The sequence below is a fragment of the Actinoplanes sp. NPDC051411 genome, from assembly GCF_040682075.1.
Lineage (GTDB): Bacteria > Actinomycetota > Actinomycetes > Mycobacteriales > Micromonosporaceae > Actinoplanes.
On the sequence record NZ_JBFBAD010000017.1, the window covers coordinates 1 to 16,474 of the forward strand.

Consider the following 16,474-nt stretch of genomic DNA (forward strand, 5'->3'; position numbering starts at 1 on the left):
CAGGGATACGGGCGTAACTGCGCTGTGTGACGAAATCGGCGCCGGACAATACTGTCGGTTTATCGACACAGGTCAGGGGCCTGTGTCCGCGGGCACAAAGCCGGCGACAAGGTTCAGGCAACCGATCCCACGACGGGGAAGACAACGAGCCAGACGGTCACCGCCATTCATGTCGACCACGACAAGGCATTGACCGATCTCACCGTGAAGGTCAAGGGTCGCAACACCGTCGTGCACACGACGCAGCAGCACCCGTTCTGGGACAAGACCAGAAAGATGTGGGTCGGTGCCGGCGACCTTGCGCCTTCTGACAAGGTCGCGACCGGCGACGGATCAGCCGCGGTCGTCGCGGTCGTCAACTTCGCCGCGGCGCGGGACATGTACGACCTCACGGTCAGCGCCGTCCACACTTTCTACATCGTGGCGGGCTACACCCCGGTCATAGTGCACAACTGCCCGGGTGGCACGGACGCGCAGGGAAATGCCTGCTCGTGCTCGAAATCACTTGCGGCGAAGTTTGGAATCAAAGGCGGCCAGGGCGGCGTCTATACCATCCATCTTCCGGGCCGGGCCAAGTACGTCGGAATGTCATTGAACGACGTCGCCGGACGCGTGAACGCATCCGTCTCCAGTGCGTCCCACTCGGTATACAAGGCGGGGTACCGGGAACAGGACGTTCTAAATGTCACCTTCGTACCGTTGACCGGCTTCTCGAGAACTGTGCTGAGGACCATCGAACAGACAACGATGGACTCCCTCACCAATATGGGCTTTAATGTGGTAAACACGCGTAACCCCGAAATACGCCTGCCCTCTTAGTCGCTGAGTCGGCGGCCTCGGAGTCCGGTGCGTCGTTAGGGAGGATCGTGCAGTCGACCGAGTTTTGGAGCATCGTCGGGAAGTGTCGGGAAGACGCCGAGCTACTGGTGGATTTCAACACGAACCTGGTGCTCGAACTTGACGCGTTACCCGTCGAGGAGATTGCAAGTTTTCGTCTGGCCTGGCTGGCGGCGTCCGATGGTCTCTATTCATGGGACGTCTGGGATGCCTCTGCCCTTATGCTGAACGGGACCGACGACGACTCGTTCATGGACTTTCGTTCGTGGGCTATCAGCCTGGGTCGGCCGGATTATGATTCGATACGCGCTGACGCGGACAATCTCGCAGAATATGGCCGGATCGTGGCCGATGCGGAATCCGCGGAGGCTGAGGAATTGAGTGGCATCCCGGAGCGTCTGTATTTGGCTCGTGCCGGCGTGAGTCCTCCAGACCCGCCGGATCAGTCAGTGCTGACGAAGCCATTCGGAAAGCGGACCGATCTTCATGACACCGAAGCCGTCATGGCTCGCTTCCCTCGCATCCATGCTTGGCGATCACGAGCGGTTCGATAGCAGAATTGCGATCGGGACGATTCAGGGGAGGCCGGTCAGCAGGCGCAGGGAACCGTTGAACTGGGGTTGGGCGCGCCACGACGCGTACGTCTCATCCCACCGGCCGGAGGCCAGGTCCTGGCGCAAGCCGGCGACGGTGCGCTGGGTCGCCTCCGGCGTGATGAAGCCCCACGCCGACTGCGCCGCCCGCACCCGTGGGTCGAGGAAGCTCTCCGGCCGGGCATAGAACGCCTCGGTGAAGCCGTCGACGCAGTCGATCGGAATGGGGACCTCGGCGACCGATGACGAACGGCCGATGGCGTCGGCGAGCAGCGGGATCGCGGGGTAGCGGCGGCGTTCGGCGGCGATCAGCTCGGGGGCGTAGGCGGCCAGCCAGAAGCGGTCCAGCGCGTCGCCGTCGAAGGTGAGGATGACGACCGGGCCCCGGGCGACTCGCCGCAGTTCGGACAGGCCGCGGGCAAGGTCGCGCCACTGGTGGACGGTGACGGTGGCCATGGCCGCGTCGAAGGAGTTGTCGTCGAACGGGAGTTGCTCGGCGGTCGCGTTCACAGCGGTAACCAGAGAAGGTGGCCGCTGGGCGCGCATAGCGGCCGACGGTTCGACGGCGACCACGTGCCGGTCGGAAGGCTCGTAAGAACCGGCGCCGGCACCGACATTGAGCACGGTGGGGGCGTCGCCCAGCGCGGAGTGGATCAGGGACGCGATCCGCGGGTCGGGGCGTCGGATGGTCGCGTAGTCGTGGCCGTGAGCGTCGTAGTCGAAGTCGCCGGAAGACATGCGGCGACGTTAAACCCGCACCTCAGGGCCGGGTCGAGAGTGGGTTTCGTCACGCTCGGGTAAGAAATGGGCGTAAGGCGCTCGTAAGCGTCGATTAATAACATTCTCCCGGAGGCGGTGATGGAATTCCGTCGATCGGTTCCCACGGATGGGAACCGTCGTCCAGGAGGGGCAGAAATGGGATTCCTGAACAGCCGTGTCCGGCCGGCCATGCTGGCGATCGGGGTGGCGGCGGCCGTCGTCGCGGTGCCCGCCGCGGCCCACGCTTCGACGTCGGACTCGTTCCACGTGTTCTCGCGCAGCTTCGTCGAGGACCCGGCGACCCACACGGTGAGCCTGCCGCTGCACACCGGTTATGTCGCCGGGAAACCGGTGTCCTATGTGATCACCGACGCTTCGACCGAGAAGGCGGCCGAGGCGCTCGGCGTGAACTTCGCGCCCCGGCTGGCCAACGCCCGCGGCACGGCCGCCGTGCAGAAGGCGACCGCTACGCCGGCCGGGCTGAAGATCCCGGCCACGGTCGACTTCACTCCCTCCCGGGTCGTGGTTCCCGGGCCGACCGGATTCCCGCCGGACCAGGCCGTGCCGGGGGCCGAGGCCCAGCCCGGCTACAGCTCGCTGCTCCAGCTGCCCGACGGTACGGTGATCAACGCTCCGCAGATCGCCAACGCCAGCGGGCAGGCCGACAAGGTGGTCACGATCGACCGGAAGCACGGCCGGGTCGTCTACCGCGAGACCGACGGCTTCTACGACCACCAGCGCGTGCACTACGTCTCGTTCGAGGCGTCGATTCCGCTGACGGCGGCGCTGGAGAACGCGGCCGACGTGCCCGCCCTGAACGCGGCCCCGGCCGACGACGACTCGACCGGCGTCCAGCCGGCCCGGGAGGAGATCGGCATCGTGACCAACGGGCAGCTCGGTAAGGACAACCCGCAGCGACAGGGCCTGTCGAGTGCGCTGCTCGACGGTCTCGACCCGCTGAACATCCTCGGCGAGGTGCCGGAGAACGACCCGGCCTCGGAGTACAGCCCGCTGTGGGACGCCAACCTCGCCCAGTGGACCCCGGCCGCGGTGACGGCCGGTCAGGTCAAGCGGGTCACCGACTTCGACGACCTGCGCGCGCTGGCCGGCAAGGGCCTGATCACCGCGCCCGACGGCAGCAAGTTCGGCCGTTCCGGCTTCCTGATCAACTGCCCGGCCATCAGCATCGCCAAGTGACGCGGTTCTAACGCGCCTCGAGCCACTGCGCGAGGCCGTCGAGGATGCGCTCCAAACCGAAGGCGAAGCCCTCGTCCCAGATTTTCACCGGGTCGAAGGCTTCGCCGGCGTTTTCGCGGCGCCACTTGTCGTAGTTGGGGTGCTCGGGGGCGAGCCGGTCGAGGTAGGGCTCCATCTGGGCGGCCAGCTCGGCCATCGGGACGCCGGCCTGGCGGGTGGCGCGGGCCACGGCGTTCTGCGTGGCGGCCGAGCCGAGGGCGTGGGCGTTGACCAGCGATATCACGTGGGTGACCTCGAGCCCCCGGAAGCCGGCCCCGGTGAGCAGGGTGATCGCCCGCTCGCCGATGCGCATCGCGTTGGGGCCGATGGTCGGCCGGGTGCCGAGGAGGCCGGTGACCCAGGGGTGGCGCAGCAGCATGGCGTGCATGCCGTTGGCCCAGACCGAGAGGCCGATCCGCCACGAGGTGTCGCGCGCCTCCGGAACGTACGCCTCGCCCATCACCTCGTCGACCGCCAGCTCCAGCAGTTCGTCCTTGTTGGTGACGTGCCAGTACATCGAGGTGGCGCCGGCGCCGAGGCGGGTGCCGAGTTTGCGCATGCTCAGGCCGGACGGGCCCTCCGCGTCGAGCAGTTCGATCGCCGCCTTGACGATCTGTTCGCGGCTCAGGGTGGGCTGGCCGCTCCGGGTGCGGGGCGGTCGCAGGAACACCGAGTCGGCGAAGAAGTCCGGCATTGCGCTATCTTAGCCGGCCTCGTACGGTGTGCGAGTGAGTAGTACAGCGTACGAGAAAGAGCGCGACCCGCGTCGCTGGCTGATCCTCGCCGTGCTCTGCCTGAGCATGTTGGTGGTCGTCATCGACAACATGGTGCTCAACATCGCGATCCCGTCGCTGATCCGCGACCTCGGCGCGAGCACCGCCGACATCCAGTGGATCATCGACGCCTACATCCTGGTCTTCGCCGGACTGCTGCTCACCGCGGGCGGTCTCTCGGACCGGCACGGGCGGCGGAAAGGCCTGGTCACAGGCATGGCGATCTTCGGGATCGCCTCGGCCGTCGCCACCTTCTGCCAGACGCCGGGCCAGCTCATCGCCGTACGCGCGGTGATGGGTGTCGGCGCCGCCTTCCTCATGCCCGGCACGCTGTCGATCCTGACCACGGTGTTCGACGACGCCGAGCGCAAGAAGGCGATCGCCATCTGGAGTTCGGTGCTGATGCTCGGCGCGCTCGGTTCCCCGCTGGTCGGTGGCGTTCTGCTGCAGCACTTCTGGTGGGGCTCGATCTTCCTGATCAACATCCCGGTCGCCGGCCTGGGGATCGTCGCCGCGCTGGCCATCATCCCCGAGTCGCGCGGACCGTCCGGCCGGCCCGACCTGCTCGGCGCGCTGTTCTCCACGATCGGCATGACCGCGCTGGTCTGGGGCGTGATCAACTCGTCCCGGCTCGGGTGGGGCTCGGCCCAGACTCTCGGCGGGTTCATGACCGCGGTCGTGGGCCTGGTCGCGTTCGTCCTCTGGGAGCGCCGGGTCGCCGAGCCGATGCTGCCGATGACCCTGTTCCGCGACCGCAACTTCGGCGGCGCCAGCTTCTCGATCGTGCTGCTCTCCTTCTCAGCCGGCGGCATCGGGCTCGCGCTCACCCAATATCTGCAGTTCGTGCTCGGCTACACCCCGCTCAAGGCCGGGCTGGCGTTCATTCCGATGCTGGTCACCGCGATGGCGTTCAACGGGATCGGGGTGCTGGTCGACAAGAAGCTCGGCACCCGGGCCGCCGTCGCCACCGGAATGTTGCTGATGGCGGCCGGCTTCGGGGTGCTGGCCTCGCTCGGGGCGTACGACGGCTACGTCAAGCTGGCGATCGCGATGGTCGTGATCGGCATGGGCAGCGGGATCACCGGGCCGGCGGCGTACGGGACGCTGCTCGCGGCGCTGCCGCAAGAGCGGGCCGGAGTCGGGTCGGCGGTCAACGACACTGTGCAGCAGATCGGGTCGGCGCTCAGCGTCGCCGTGCTGGGAAGTGTGCTGACCACGGCCTACCAGTCGGCGATGCCGCACGGATTGCCGGCGGCCGCCCGCCACTCGATCGGTGAGGCGCTCGGAATCGCGGCCGCGACCGGAGACGGCCAGTTGGCTCAGGTCGCGAAGAGCGCGTTCGTGCACGCGACCTCCACGGCGTCCCTGATCGGGGTCTTCGGCGGGATCGCGGCCGCGGTGGTGGCGGTGTCGGTGCTCAGGCCGGCGAAGAAAGAGGCGGGGGATAAGGCGGAACTCGTCGAACAGGCGTACTAATATGGCCGCATGAGCTACCAGCCTTCAATGCTCGGCGACCTCGATGCGGCACCCGCGCTCAGCCCTCTGCGGCCGCAGAGACACCGGCTGACCGCCGGCGCGTGGGTCGACGTGCTGCCGGGCTGGCTGAGCAACTCCGACGAGGTTTTCGAGCGCCTCCTCGGCATCGACTGGCGAGCCGACCGCCGAAAGATGTATGACAACGTCGTCGACGTGCCGCGGCTGCTGCGCTGGTTCGGCGCCGAGGAGACGCTGCCTCATCCGGTGCTGACCGCGGCCCGGGCCGAGCTCTCGTCGCACTATGCCGACGAGCTCGGCGAACCGTTCGTCACCGCCGGCATGTGCCTCTATCGCGACGGCCGCGACAGCGTCGCCTGGCACGGCGACACGATCGGCCGCTCGTCGCGGCACGACACCATGGTCGCGATCCTCTCGCTCGGCTCACCGCGCAATCTGGCGCTGCGCCCGCGGGCCGGCGGTCACGAGTCGCTGCGGTTCCCGCTCGGTCACGGCGACCTCATCGTGATGGGCGGCTCCTGCCAGCGCACGTGGGAGCACGCGATCCCCAAGACGGCCAGGGCGGTCGGGCCACGCATCAGCGTGCAGTTCCGGCCGGTCGACGTCGCCTGAGAAGCCCGCCCGAGCGGGCGCCGCTCGGCGGTGCGTGGAAACGACCGCGCGACGGGGCCGGGTGGTGCGTGGAAATGATCGCGCGACGGGGCCGGGTGGTGCGTGGAAATGATCGCGCGACGGGGCCGGGTGGTGCGTGGAAATGATCGCGCGACGGGGCCGGGCGGTGCGTGGAAATGATCGCGCGACGCGGCCGGGCGGTGCCTGGAGACGATCGCGCGACGCGGCCGGGTGGTGCCTGGAGACGATTGCGCGACGAGGGTCGCCCGGTGGCGCGCGGAAACGACCGCGCGACCGGCGACGGGCTCAACGACTGGGACGGCCGCGGCGCTCGACGGCGCCTGGGAACGACCGCCCGGCAGGAGCTGCCCGGCGCCTCGGGACGCCCGGCGCCTCGGGACGCCCGGCGCCTCGGGACGCCCGGCGCCTCGCGACGCCCGGCAGCTCAGCGACGCCCGGCAGCTCAGCGACGCCTGGCAGCTCAGCGACGCCTGGCAGCTCAGCGACGCCTGGCAGCTCGCGACGTCCGAGTTGAAGCGGCCGCGGACGGCCGTTGGGCGGCGGGCCTTATATGTTCGTCCGGCTTGACGCCTCGGTCTTCAAGGTCCGCGAACCCGGCCGCATCATCAACGTCCGTGCCCTCGTCGCGGTTGGCGTCAACGCCGACGGCAGCCGTGAGGTAGCTGGGCCTGTACATCCGCTCGGATGAGGGCGGCGCCGGCCCTGCGCTGGCGGTTCGGCGGTCGTCTCCGACGCTCACCTCGGCCTCGTGACGGCGATCGGCGCCGCGCGTCCCGGCAGCGCTGCCGGACCCCACTGCCTGCGGCAACCTGCTGGCCGAGGTCCCTGAGACGCCTGACCAAAGAGATCCGTCGGCGCCGGGATCTGCCCGAATCGGGCCGCGATCATCCGCCTCGTCGGCTCTCTCCTGGCCGAGCGGACCGACGAGTGAGTCGAAGGCCGCCGCTGCACGGGCCCCGACCGGCCCCGCAAAGCCCAGCCAGGACACCCGAACGCGACCAGGCGTCCGAGATCGCTCCACAGCATCAACCCGCGAGGGCCGGCGAGCGCCGACCCTCACCCGGCGAGTCGCCCGACCGGGCCCGGGCGGCGGTGGCCTGACCTCCCCGGTAACGCTTCGAAAATGCCGGTTGACCAGCGCGCGCTGAAAGTTACACTCCAAGTGTAAATAGTTGACCTTCACGCTCCACAAGGGATCGCCATCGGTCCGGCTAGGGGTGCACCATGTCAACAAGCACCGCGTCAACAACCGGGCTCGCGCTCGAACACCTGACCGTTCGCTTCGGCGGCCTGACCGCGCTCGATGACGTCTCGCTCCAGGTTCCGCCCGGCCGGGTCGTGGGCATCATCGGTCCCAACGGGGCCGGCAAGACCACCCTCTTCAACGTCGTCTGTGGCTTCGTCCGCCACAACGGGGGCGCGATGACGCTGGACGGCCGTCCCTTTCGGCCCCGGCCGCACCATCTCGCGCGGCACGGCATCGCGCGCACGCTTCAGGGGGTCGGCCAGTTCAACGGCATGACCGTGCTGGAAAACGTGCTGGTCGGCGGGAAGAACGCCAAGGGCGCGCTGGAGCGTTGCGGGGTCGCCGAGCACGCCCACGAGTTACCCGGCCGGCTGCCCTATGCCCTGCGCAAGCGGGTGGAGCTGGCCCGGGCCCTCGTCGCCGAGCCGCGCATTCTGCTGCTCGACGAGCCGGCCGGCGGTCTCGACGCCGACGAGATCGCCTGGCTGGAGGGTCTGATCCGCGAGCTCGACACCACGATTCTGCTGGTCGAGCACCATATGGATCTCGTGATGGCGGTGTGCGACGAGATTCTGGTGCTCGACTTCGGCAAGCCGATCGCGATCGGGCCGCCCGATCAGATCAAGGATGATCCCGCGGTGGCCGATGCCTATCTGGGGGCTGCCGCATGATGGAGGTCGAGGGCCTGACCGCGGGTTACGGGGCGGCCCCGGTGCTGCACGAGATCAGTTTCCAGGTGCCGGCCGGCAAGATCGTCGCGGTGCTGGGGGCGAACGGGGCCGGCAAGACGACCCTCCTGCGTACGCTCTCCGGGCTCGTCCCGGCGACCGCCGGGCGCATCCTGTTCGACGGTGTTGATCTTCGCAAGGAAAGCGTCGAGCGGATGGTCCGCCGGGGCGTCGCGCACGTGCCGGAGGGACGTGGCGTGATCACCGAGCTGACGGTGGACGAAAATCTGCGGCTCGGTGGCCTGTGGCGCAAGCCGCGGCCGGCACTCGACGAGATCTATGAGCTCTTTCCGCCGCTCGCCCAGCGGCGCGACCGGCCCGGAAGTGAACTCTCCGGTGGCGAGCGCCAGATGCTGGCGATCGGCCGCGCGCTGGCCGCCGGCCCGCGCCTGCTCCTGCTCGACGAGCCGTCGCTCGGGCTGGCGCCCCGGGTGACCGCCCAGATCATGTCGCTGCTGCGAGACCTGCGCGACCGCACCGGCCTGGCCGTGCTGCTGGTCGAGCAGAACGTGCGCAGTGCGATGTCGGTGGCCGACGAGGCTCTCGTGCTGGCGCTCGGCCGGGTCGTCGCTCGCGGGCCGTCCGCCGACCTGCGCGACGACGCCGAACTGCGGCACGCCTACCTGGGGTTCTGACATGGACAGATTCATTTACCTGACCTTCGACGGGCTCAGCCGGGGCGCGGTCTACGCGGCGTTCGCGCTGGCCCTGGTGCTGATCTGGCGGGCCGCCCGCATCGTCAATTTCGCCCAGGGCGCGATGGCGATCGCCACCGTCTACGCCGGCTATTCGGTCAGCACCGCGACCGGCTCCTACTGGCTCGGCTTCGCCGTCGCGATCATCGGCGGGCTGGTGCTCGGCGCGGCGGTCGAGCGGGTGGTGATGCGGTTCGTCGACCATTCGTCGCCGCTCAACGGGGTGGTGGTCGCGCTCGGCCTGGTGCTGATCATCCAGGGCGTGCTCGGGATGATCTACGGCGACGACTACAAGCCGGCCGCGGCCCCGTTCAGCCGGGACGGGTTCGAGGTCGGTGGCGTCGCGTTGCTGTCACGCTACGACCTGTTCGTGTTCGCCGCGGTGGGTGCGGTCGTCGTTCTTCTCTCGCTTCTGTTCCGGGGCACGTCGACCGGCCTGCGGATGCGGGCGGCCGCCTTCGCGCCGGACGTCTCCCGGCTGCTCGGCGTGCCGGTCGGCGGCATGCTGACGCTGGGCTGGGCGCTGGCCGCCGCGACCGGGTCGCTGGCCGGGATGCTGGTCATCCCGACCGAATTGGGGCTGCATCCCAACGCGATGGATCTGCTGTTCATCTCGGCCTTCACGGCCGCGGTGGTCGGCGGCCTCGACAGCCCGATCGGCGCGGTGGTCGGCGGCGTGATCGTCGGGCTGCTGCTGTCCTACGTCAGCGGCTACATGGGTGCCACGGTCGCCCCGATGGCGGTCCTGATCCTGCTCGTGGTCGTGCTCCTGGGCCGGCCGGACGGGCTCTTCGCCCGCTCGAAAGCGAGGACGGCATGACGTTGATCAAGGACCGCATCAAACCGGCCAGCGTGCCGGCGATCACAACCCGGCGGCTCAACCCGATCGTGGTCTTCGTCGCCGGCGCGATCGTGATCGTCGCGCTGACCTACATGCTGCCGCCGTTTCGCACCTATCAACTGGCCACGATCGGGGCCTACTTCTGCGTCACCGCCGGCCTGACCGTTCTCACCGGACTCAACGGGCAGCTCTCCCTGGGCCACGGCGCCCTGCTGGCGACCGGGGCCTACACGTTCGCGCTGATGCAGAACAAGTTCGACCTGCTGATCGCCGGAATCGTGGTGGCGATCCTGGTCACCACCGCCGTGGGGGCGGTGATCGGGCTGGCCGCGGCCCGGCTGCGCGGTCCCTATCTGGCCGGGCTCACCCTGGCGGTCGCGGTCGTGGTGCCGTCGGTCACCAGCACGTTCGACGGCACGTTCAACAGTGACCAGGGTCTGCCGGTGGCGCTCGAGCCGCCGCCCGGCACGATCCCGGTCGAGCGCTGGCAGGCGTGGCTCTGCTGGGCCGGTGCGCTGGTCACGGTGCTGGTGCTGGCCTATCTCACCCGCAGCCGGTTCGGCCTGCGGATGCGGGCGGTGCGCGACGACGAGACGGCGGCGAGGCTGGCCGGCATCGGCGTGGCGCGTACACAAGTTTTGGCCTTTGTCGTCTCGGCCGCCTGCGCCGGCCTGGCCGGCGCCCTGTTCGCGCTCCTCGCCCAGAGCGTCTCGCCGGGCGCCTTCCCGCTGACCCTTTCGCTGTTCCTGGTGATGGCGATCGTGATCGGTGGGCTGGGCCGGCTGGCCGGGGCGCTGATCGGCGCGTTTCTGCTCGTCGCACTGCCCGCGGTCGCCCAGTCGATCGGGGAGAACGCGGGCTCGCAGCGGCTGGAGGGCAACCTCTCGCTCACCTTCTTCGGCGTCGTCCTCGTCGCCGTCATGCTGGCCGCCCCCGGCGGTCTCGCGGCGTTGCGAATCCGCCCTCGGCGGGCTCGCGGCGCCGCGAAGCAGCACTGATCCCTCCGGAATACCGCGCAGAAAGGCCAAGAATGAAACGCACCGCGACCGTCCTCGCCGCCGTGCTGCTGGCCGCCGGCTGTAGCAGCGGAAACAGCAGTGGAGGCGGGGGGAGTTCCAGCACCCCCGGCGTCACCGATTCGTCGATCCTGATCGGCACCCATCAACCGCTCACCGGGCCGGCCGCCGCCGGCTACTCCGAGATCTCCCCCGCCACCAAGGCCTACTTCGACTTCGTCAATGCGAACGGCGGCGTCTACGGCCGGCAGATCACATACAAGATCATGGACGACACCTACAACCCGGCCACCACCCAGCAGGTGGTGCGGCAGATGGTGCTCCAGGACAAGGTCTTCGCGATCCTCAACGGGCTCGGCACGCCGACCCACACCGGTGTGCTCGACTTCCTCAAGACCAACCGGGTGCCCGACCTCTTCGTGGCCAGCGGCAGCCGCAGCTGGAACCAGCCCGACAAATATCCGGGCACGTTCGGCTTCAACCCGGACTACACGGTCGAGGGCAAGATCCTGGCGACCTACGTCAAGACGTCGCTGGCCGGCAAGAAGGTCTGCTTCCTCGGCCAGGACGACGACTTCGGCCGGGACAGCCTGGCCGGCATCGAGCAGATCCTCGGCCCGGTCGCGGCCAAGCAGTCCTACGTGACCAGCAACCCCAACGTCGGCCCGCAGATGGGCGCGCTCAAGGCGGCCGCCTGCCAGGTCGTCATGCTGGCGACCGTGCCCGGTTTCACCGCGCTGGCGATCGGCACCGGCGCCAAGATCGGCTTCAAGCCGCAGTACGTGGTGAGCAACGTCGGCGCCGACCCGACCACGCTGACCAAGACCCTGGGCCCGGCCGCCGGGCTGCTCGAAGGTGTCGTGGCGGCCAACTACCTGCCGCTGGCCAGCGACACCAGCAACCCGTGGATCCAGCTGTTCCAGAAGGTCAACACGCAGTACAACAAGGGCGCCCAGTTCGACGACAACGTCGTCTACGGCATGTCGGTCGGCTACCTCTTCGTGCAGACCCTCCAGGCCGCGGGGAAGGACCTCACCCGCGACAAACTGACCGCCGCGGTCGAAAAGGGCGGATTCACCGGGCCTGGGATGGTTCCCTTGCGCTTCTCGGACAAAGATCATTCCGGGTACGCGGGTGAGCAGTTGACCAAGCTCGTCGGCGGCAAGTCCACGTACTTCGGCACGGCGTTCCAGACCGACGACGCCGCCGGACCGGTCAGCCCGTACTCGGGCACCGCGGCCGCGCCCCCGGCCAACGGAATCCCGCCGGCGCAGTAGCGTCGGGGCTGAGCGCTAATTACTGTTCGCACGTCAAGTGCACAAACTGGAGAAGGAGCGGCGATGGCAGACCAAGTGGCGATCGTGACCGGGGCCAGCCGAGGGATCGGTTTCGCCATCGCCCAACGCTTCGTCGCCGAGGGCTGGAAGGTCGCCATCACCGGCCGCAACGCGGAGGCGCTCGACCAGGCGGCCAAGGACCTGGGCGGCCCGGAGGTGGCGATCGGCATCGCCGGCAAGGGTGACGATGCCGACCACCGGGCCGCCGTGGTCGACACCGTCCTCGGTCAGTTCGGGCCGGTGACGACGCTGGTCAACAACATCGGGATCAACCCGGCGTACGGCCCGCTCGGCACCCTCGACCTGACCGCCGCCCGCAAGATGATCGATGTGAACGTGCTCGGCACCCTCGGCTGGGTGCAGGAGGCGCTGCGCGGCGGCCTGAGCGACGGCGGCTCGATCGTCAACATCTCGTCGGTCTCCGGTGTCCGCCCGGCGCCGGGCATCGGCTTCTACGGCGTGACCAAGGCGGCGCTGATCCACCTCACCGAGGAGCTGGCGGTCGAGCTGGCGCCCAAGGTGCGGGTCAACGCGGTCGCCCCGGCCGTGGTCAAGACCCGCTTCGCGACCGTGCTCTACGAGGGTCGCGAGGAGGAGGTCGCGGCGAGGTACCCGCTGGGCCGCCTCGGCGTGCCGGAGGACGTGGCCGGCGCGGTCGCGTTCCTGTGCGGGCGGGACGCGGGCTGGATCACCGGGCAGACGCTCGTCCTCGACGGCGGAGTGACGCTGACCGGGAACGTCCAGTGAAACGGGTCGTGGTCACCGGCGCGGGCGGCGGGATCGGGGCCGCGCTGGCCCGGCACTTCGCCGGCGCCGGCGCCGAGGTGATCGTCAGCGACATCGACCCGGACGCCGCCCAGGCGGTGGCGTCCGACATCGGCGGCCTGGCGGTGCCGGGCGACGCGGCGAACGAGGACGACACCCGGCGCCTGATCGACACCGCGTGGAACGAGCTGGGCGGCATCGACCTGTTCTGCTCCAACGCGGGCGTGCTCGACGCGGGCGACCAGACCGTGCCCGACGAGATCTGGGGCCGCGACTGGGCGGTCAACGTGATGTCGCACGTCTACGTGACCCGGGCGCTGCTGCCGCGCTGGCTCGACCAGGGCGAGTCCAAGCGCCTGCTGATCACGGTGAGCGCGGCCGGGCTGCTCTCGCTGCTGGGCAGCGCGCCCTATGCGGTCACGAAACACGCCGCCCTGGCCTATGCGGAATGGCTGCGGGCCACGTACGCCCATCGCGGCCTGATCGTGCAGGCGCTGTGCCCGCAGGGGGTGCGCACCGACATGCTCGCCCGCGGTGGTGACCGCGCGAGCGCGAGCGCCGCGCTCCTGGCCGAGTCCGCGATCGAGCCGGACGAGGTCGCGGCGACCGTCGCGTCGGCGCTGGAGGGCGAGAGCTTCCTGATCCTGCCCCACCCCGAGGTCGCCGACTACTACAAGCTGCGCGCCGCCGACCCCGACCGCTGGCTGGGCGGGATGAACAAGATGCAGCGGGCGTTCGAGTCATGAAAGGCCTCGACCTCGAACGCCTGCGGGACTATCTCGGCTCGGACCGGGAGCTGACCGGCCGCATGTTCGCCGGTGGCCGGTCCAACCTGACCTATGCGATCACCGACGGCGAGCGGCGCTGGGTGCTGCGCCGGCCGCCGCTCGGGCACGTGCTGCCGACCGCGCACGACATGGTCCGTGAGCACCGGGTGCTGGAGGCGCTCTCCAAGGCCGGCTTCCCGGCGCCCCGGCCGATGCTGCTCTGCACCGACACCGAGGTGATCGGGGCGCCGTTCTATCTGATGGAGCACGTCGACGGCACGATCTACCGCGACGAGAACGACCTCCAGGCGCTCGGTGGCCCGGCCATGCACGCGCTGGTGCTGTCGCTGGTCGACACGCTGGTCCAGCTGCACGGTCTGGAACCGGCCGCGATCGGGCTGGCCGACTTCGGCCGGCCGGAGGGGTTCAACGCCCGCCAGGTGCACCGGTGGAAGAAGCAGCTCGACGCGTCGCGCAGCCGCGAGGTGCCGGGCATCGAGGAGTTGCACGCCCGGCTGGCGGTCGACATCCCGGCCGGCGGCCCGGGCGCCGTCGTGCACGGCGACTACCGGCTCGACAACGTGCTGATCGGGCCCGACATGCGGATCAACGCGGTGCTCGACTGGGAGATGTCGACGCTCGGCGACCCGCTCAGCGATGTCGCGCTGATGCTGGTCTACGCCGGCCTGCCCCTCGAGGTCAAAAACGGGCGCGGGGTGGTTCCGCTGGCCGTTCCCGGTCACCCTTCGATTCTCGAGATCTCTTCCCGGTACGCGGAACGCAGCGGCCGGGATGTCAGCGACCTGCACTGGTACGTCGGGTTCGCCGCGTTCAAGTTGGCGGTGATCCTCGAGGGCGTGCACTACCGGTACGTTCAGGGCCAGACCGTGGGTGCGGGGTTCGACACGATCGGCAGCCTGGTGGGCCCGCTCGTGATGCGGGGACACGAGGCGCTGGAGGGGAACTGATGGACTTCACCTTCGACGAGAAGACCGAGGACTACCGCAAGCGGTTGCTCGACTTCATGGATGCTTTTGTGTATCCGGCCGAGGCATCGTTCCATCCCTCTGGATGGGACATTCCGCCCGTCATCGCTCAATTGCAGGCTTCCGCCCGCGACGCCGGGCTGTGGAACCTCTTCCTCCCCGGCTCGCATGGCGCGGGTCTGACCAACCTTCAATACGCGCCGCTGGCCGAGATCACCGGGCGCAGCCCCTCGATCGCCCCGGCCGCGCTCAACTGCGCCGCCCCCGACACCGGCAACATGGAGGTGCTGGCCCAGTTCGGCACCGAATCGCAGAAGCGGGAATGGCTGCAGCCGCTGCTCGACGGGGAAATCCGGTCGGCGTTCGCGATGACCGAGCCCGACGTCGCCTCCTCCGACGCGACCAACATCGGCACCCTCATCGAGCGCGACGGCGACGACTACGTCATCACCGGCCGCAAGTTCTACATCTCCGGCGCGATGAACCCGAACTGCAAGATCTTCATCGTGATGGGCAAGACCGACCCCTCGGCCGACCGGCACGTCCAGCAGAGCATGATCCTGGTTCCGCGCGACACCCCGGGCATGACCGTCAAGCGGGGCATGACCGTGTTCGGCTACACCGACGGCGACCACGGCGGGCACGCCGAGGTGCTCTTCGACCGGGTCCGGGTCCCGGCGGCCAACCTGATCAGCACCGAGGGCAGCGGGTTCGCGATCTCGCAGGCCCGCCTCGGCCCGGGCCGCATCCACCACTGCATGCGGCTGATCGGCATGGCCGAGCGGGCTCTCGAACTGATGTGCAAGCGGGCGCTGGCCCGCAACGCGTTCGGCAAGCCGCTGGCCGACCAGGGCGTGGTGCAGGACTGGATCGCCGAGTCGCGGGTCCGCATCGAACAGGCCCGGCTGCTGGTGCTCAAGGCGGCCTGGCTGATGGACACCGTCGGCAACAAGGGCGCCCACACCGAGATCCAGGCCATCAAGATCGTGGTGCCGTCGACCGTCGAGTGGATCGTCGACAAGGCCATCCAGGCCCACGGCGCGGCCGGCGTCAGCCAGGACACCCCACTGGCCCACCTCTGGGCGGCGGCCCGCACGCTGCGCCTGGCCGACGGGCCCGACGAGGTGCACAAGCGGTCGCTGGCCCGGCGCGAACTCGGCCGCTACCGGAGCCGCTCGTGACCCAGCCTCGCGTCGACGGCCGCACCGCCCGGTCCGAGCGCACCCGCAACGCCATCGTCGACGCGCACCTCCAGCTGATCCGGGAGGGCGACCTGCGGCCGACCGCGGACCGGATCGCCAAGCAGGCCGGCGTCTCGCTGCGCGCGCTGTGGAGCCACTTCGCCGACATGGAGGCGCTGTTCGCGGCCAGCGGGCAGCGGATTCTCGAGGTGCGGGACGGGTCGCACCGGCCGATCTCAGGGAAGCTTCCGCTGGGTGAGCGGATCGAGGCGTACTGCCGGCAGCGGGCCCGGCTGCTCGAGCAGATCGCCCCGACGGCCAAGGCGTCGGCGATCAAGGAGCCGTTCTCGGATACGCTGCAGCGCTATCGCCGCCTGCACGTCGAGCGGGTGCGCGACGAGCTGTCGGCGTTGTTCGCGGCCGAGATCGACGGCAACGAGGAGTTGCTCAACGCTCTCACCGCGGTGAGCATGTGGCCGACCTGGTCGACCTGGCGTGAGGCGATGAACCTGTCGGTGAACGCGTCCCGGGCTACGCTGGCCCGCACGATCAGTTCCCTCCTTGCCGTTTCTCGCCCATAGCCCTAC

General features: G+C 69.3%; 18 protein-coding genes. 16 read left to right on the plus strand and 2 right to left on the minus strand.

Annotation, left to right across the window (positions count from 1 at the left end):
- Positions 1-51: 51 nt before the first annotated feature.
- Positions 52-819, plus strand: coding sequence for a polymorphic toxin-type HINT domain-containing protein (locus tag AB0M88_RS11965; protein ID WP_364099711.1), 768 nt, complete (start codon positions 52-54; stop codon positions 817-819).
- Between the two features lie 47 nt (positions 820-866).
- Entirely contained in the window at positions 867-1,391 is a 525-nt protein-coding gene (locus AB0M88_RS11970) for a DUF4240 domain-containing protein (protein WP_364099401.1), read from the plus strand.
- Between the two features lie 21 nt (positions 1,392-1,412).
- Here AB0M88_RS11970 and AB0M88_RS11975 read toward each other — a convergent pair whose 3' ends face one another.
- Positions 1,413-2,168 carry a class I SAM-dependent methyltransferase gene (locus AB0M88_RS11975; RefSeq protein ID WP_364099403.1) on the minus strand — a complete coding sequence of 252 codons (756 nt, stop codon included), beginning with the start codon at positions 2,166-2,168 and terminating at the stop codon, positions 1,413-1,415.
- 177 nt (positions 2,169-2,345) lie between these two features.
- Between AB0M88_RS11975 and AB0M88_RS11980 the strand changes: the two genes are divergently transcribed.
- A complete protein-coding gene (locus AB0M88_RS11980) occupies positions 2,346-3,386 on the plus strand; it encodes a hypothetical protein (RefSeq protein ID WP_364099406.1) in 1,041 nt (346 codons plus the stop codon).
- Positions 3,387-3,393: 7 nt separating this feature from the next.
- On the opposite strand, the gene AB0M88_RS11985 is transcribed toward AB0M88_RS11980, so the two are convergent.
- Positions 3,394-4,119 (minus strand): TetR/AcrR family transcriptional regulator, encoded by a 726-nt coding sequence (locus AB0M88_RS11985; protein WP_364099408.1) that lies wholly within the window; start codon positions 4,117-4,119, stop codon positions 3,394-3,396.
- A 34-nt stretch (positions 4,120-4,153) separates the two neighbouring features.
- Here AB0M88_RS11985 and AB0M88_RS11990 point away from each other — a divergent pair, with 34 nt between their 5' ends.
- The 13 genes from AB0M88_RS11990 (at position 4,154) to AB0M88_RS12050 (ending at position 16,468) form a co-directional block, all read left to right on the plus strand.
- Positions 4,154-5,674 carry an MFS transporter gene (locus AB0M88_RS11990; protein WP_364099411.1) on the plus strand — a complete coding sequence of 507 codons (1,521 nt, stop codon included), beginning with the start codon at positions 4,154-4,156 and terminating at the stop codon, positions 5,672-5,674.
- A gap of 9 nt (positions 5,675-5,683) precedes the next feature.
- Positions 5,684-6,304 carry an alpha-ketoglutarate-dependent dioxygenase AlkB gene (locus AB0M88_RS11995; RefSeq protein WP_364099414.1) on the plus strand — a complete coding sequence of 207 codons (621 nt, stop codon included), beginning with the start codon at positions 5,684-5,686 and terminating at the stop codon, positions 6,302-6,304.
- A gap of 571 nt (positions 6,305-6,875) precedes the next feature.
- Entirely contained in the window at positions 6,876-7,013 is a 138-nt protein-coding gene (locus AB0M88_RS12000) for a transposase (RefSeq protein ID WP_364099417.1), read from the plus strand.
- 536 nt (positions 7,014-7,549) lie between these two features.
- Positions 7,550-8,242, plus strand: coding sequence for an ABC transporter ATP-binding protein (locus AB0M88_RS12005; protein ID WP_364099419.1), 693 nt, complete (start codon positions 7,550-7,552; stop codon positions 8,240-8,242).
- A complete protein-coding gene (locus AB0M88_RS12010) occupies positions 8,239-8,934 on the plus strand; it encodes an ABC transporter ATP-binding protein (protein ID WP_364099422.1) in 696 nt (231 codons plus the stop codon). Before AB0M88_RS12005 ends, AB0M88_RS12010 begins: the two co-directional genes overlap by 4 nt.
- Before the next feature lies 1 nt (position 8,935).
- The gene (locus AB0M88_RS12015; protein WP_364099425.1) at positions 8,936-9,814 is read left to right on the plus strand and encodes a branched-chain amino acid ABC transporter permease; all 879 of its coding nucleotides are present in this window, start codon (positions 8,936-8,938) and stop codon (positions 9,812-9,814) included.
- Positions 9,811-10,833: a branched-chain amino acid ABC transporter permease gene (locus tag AB0M88_RS12020; protein WP_364099428.1), complete on the plus strand. Its 1,023-nt coding sequence runs from the start codon at positions 9,811-9,813 to the stop codon at positions 10,831-10,833. Before AB0M88_RS12015 ends, AB0M88_RS12020 begins: the two co-directional genes overlap by 4 nt.
- 32 nt (positions 10,834-10,865) lie before the next feature.
- On the plus strand, positions 10,866-12,128 hold the full coding sequence (locus AB0M88_RS12025; RefSeq protein ID WP_364099431.1) for an ABC transporter substrate-binding protein: 1,263 nt from the start codon (positions 10,866-10,868) through the stop codon (positions 12,126-12,128).
- 63 nt (positions 12,129-12,191) lie between these two features.
- Positions 12,192-12,935, plus strand: a complete 744-nt coding sequence (locus tag AB0M88_RS12030) for an SDR family oxidoreductase (RefSeq protein WP_364099433.1) — start codon at positions 12,192-12,194, stop codon at positions 12,933-12,935.
- The gene (locus AB0M88_RS12035) at positions 12,932-13,699 is read left to right on the plus strand and encodes an SDR family oxidoreductase (RefSeq protein ID WP_364099436.1); all 768 of its coding nucleotides are present in this window, start codon (positions 12,932-12,934) and stop codon (positions 13,697-13,699) included. Before AB0M88_RS12030 ends, AB0M88_RS12035 begins: the two co-directional genes overlap by 4 nt.
- A complete protein-coding gene (locus AB0M88_RS12040; RefSeq protein ID WP_364099439.1) occupies positions 13,696-14,688 on the plus strand; it encodes a phosphotransferase family protein in 993 nt (330 codons plus the stop codon). Before AB0M88_RS12035 ends, AB0M88_RS12040 begins: the two co-directional genes overlap by 4 nt.
- Complete coding sequence (locus tag AB0M88_RS12045) at positions 14,688-15,887, plus strand: acyl-CoA dehydrogenase family protein (protein WP_364099442.1); 1,200 nt, start codon at positions 14,688-14,690, stop codon at positions 15,885-15,887. The genes AB0M88_RS12040 and AB0M88_RS12045 overlap by 1 nt, the downstream gene beginning before the upstream one ends.
- Positions 15,884-16,468 (plus strand): helix-turn-helix domain-containing protein, encoded by a 585-nt coding sequence (locus tag AB0M88_RS12050; RefSeq protein WP_364099445.1) that lies wholly within the window; start codon positions 15,884-15,886, stop codon positions 16,466-16,468. The genes AB0M88_RS12045 and AB0M88_RS12050 overlap by 4 nt, the downstream gene beginning before the upstream one ends.
- The last annotated feature ends 6 nt before the right edge of the window (positions 16,469-16,474 follow it).

Bases quoted from the DNA above. Each gene is read 5' to 3' on its own strand.
- AB0M88_RS12030 (WP_364099433.1), top strand. From the start codon at position 12,192: ATGGCAGACCAAGTGGCGATCGTGACCGGGGCCAGCCGAGGGATCGGT.
- AB0M88_RS12040 (WP_364099439.1), top strand. From the start codon at position 13,696: ATGAAAGGCCTCGACCTCGAACGCCTGCGGGACTATCTCGGCTCGGAC.
- AB0M88_RS11980 (WP_364099406.1), top strand. From the start codon at position 2,346: ATGGGATTCCTGAACAGCCGTGTCCGGCCGGCCATGCTGGCGATCGGG.
- AB0M88_RS12000 (WP_364099417.1), top strand. From the start codon at position 6,876: ATGTTCGTCCGGCTTGACGCCTCGGTCTTCAAGGTCCGCGAACCCGGC.
- AB0M88_RS11995 (WP_364099414.1), top strand. From the start codon at position 5,684: ATGAGCTACCAGCCTTCAATGCTCGGCGACCTCGATGCGGCACCCGCG.
- AB0M88_RS12025 (WP_364099431.1), top strand. From the start codon at position 10,866: ATGAAACGCACCGCGACCGTCCTCGCCGCCGTGCTGCTGGCCGCCGGC.
- AB0M88_RS12020 (WP_364099428.1), top strand. From the start codon at position 9,811: ATGACGTTGATCAAGGACCGCATCAAACCGGCCAGCGTGCCGGCGATC.
- AB0M88_RS11975 (WP_364099403.1), bottom strand. From the start codon at position 2,168: ATGTCTTCCGGCGACTTCGACTACGACGCTCACGGCCACGACTACGCG.
- AB0M88_RS12045 (WP_364099442.1), top strand. From the start codon at position 14,688: ATGGACTTCACCTTCGACGAGAAGACCGAGGACTACCGCAAGCGGTTG.
- AB0M88_RS11985 (WP_364099408.1), bottom strand. From the start codon at position 4,119: ATGCCGGACTTCTTCGCCGACTCGGTGTTCCTGCGACCGCCCCGCACC.
- AB0M88_RS12015 (WP_364099425.1), top strand. From the start codon at position 8,936: ATGGACAGATTCATTTACCTGACCTTCGACGGGCTCAGCCGGGGCGCG.
- AB0M88_RS12005 (WP_364099419.1), top strand. From the start codon at position 7,550: ATGTCAACAAGCACCGCGTCAACAACCGGGCTCGCGCTCGAACACCTG.
- AB0M88_RS12010 (WP_364099422.1), top strand. From the start codon at position 8,239: ATGATGGAGGTCGAGGGCCTGACCGCGGGTTACGGGGCGGCCCCGGTG.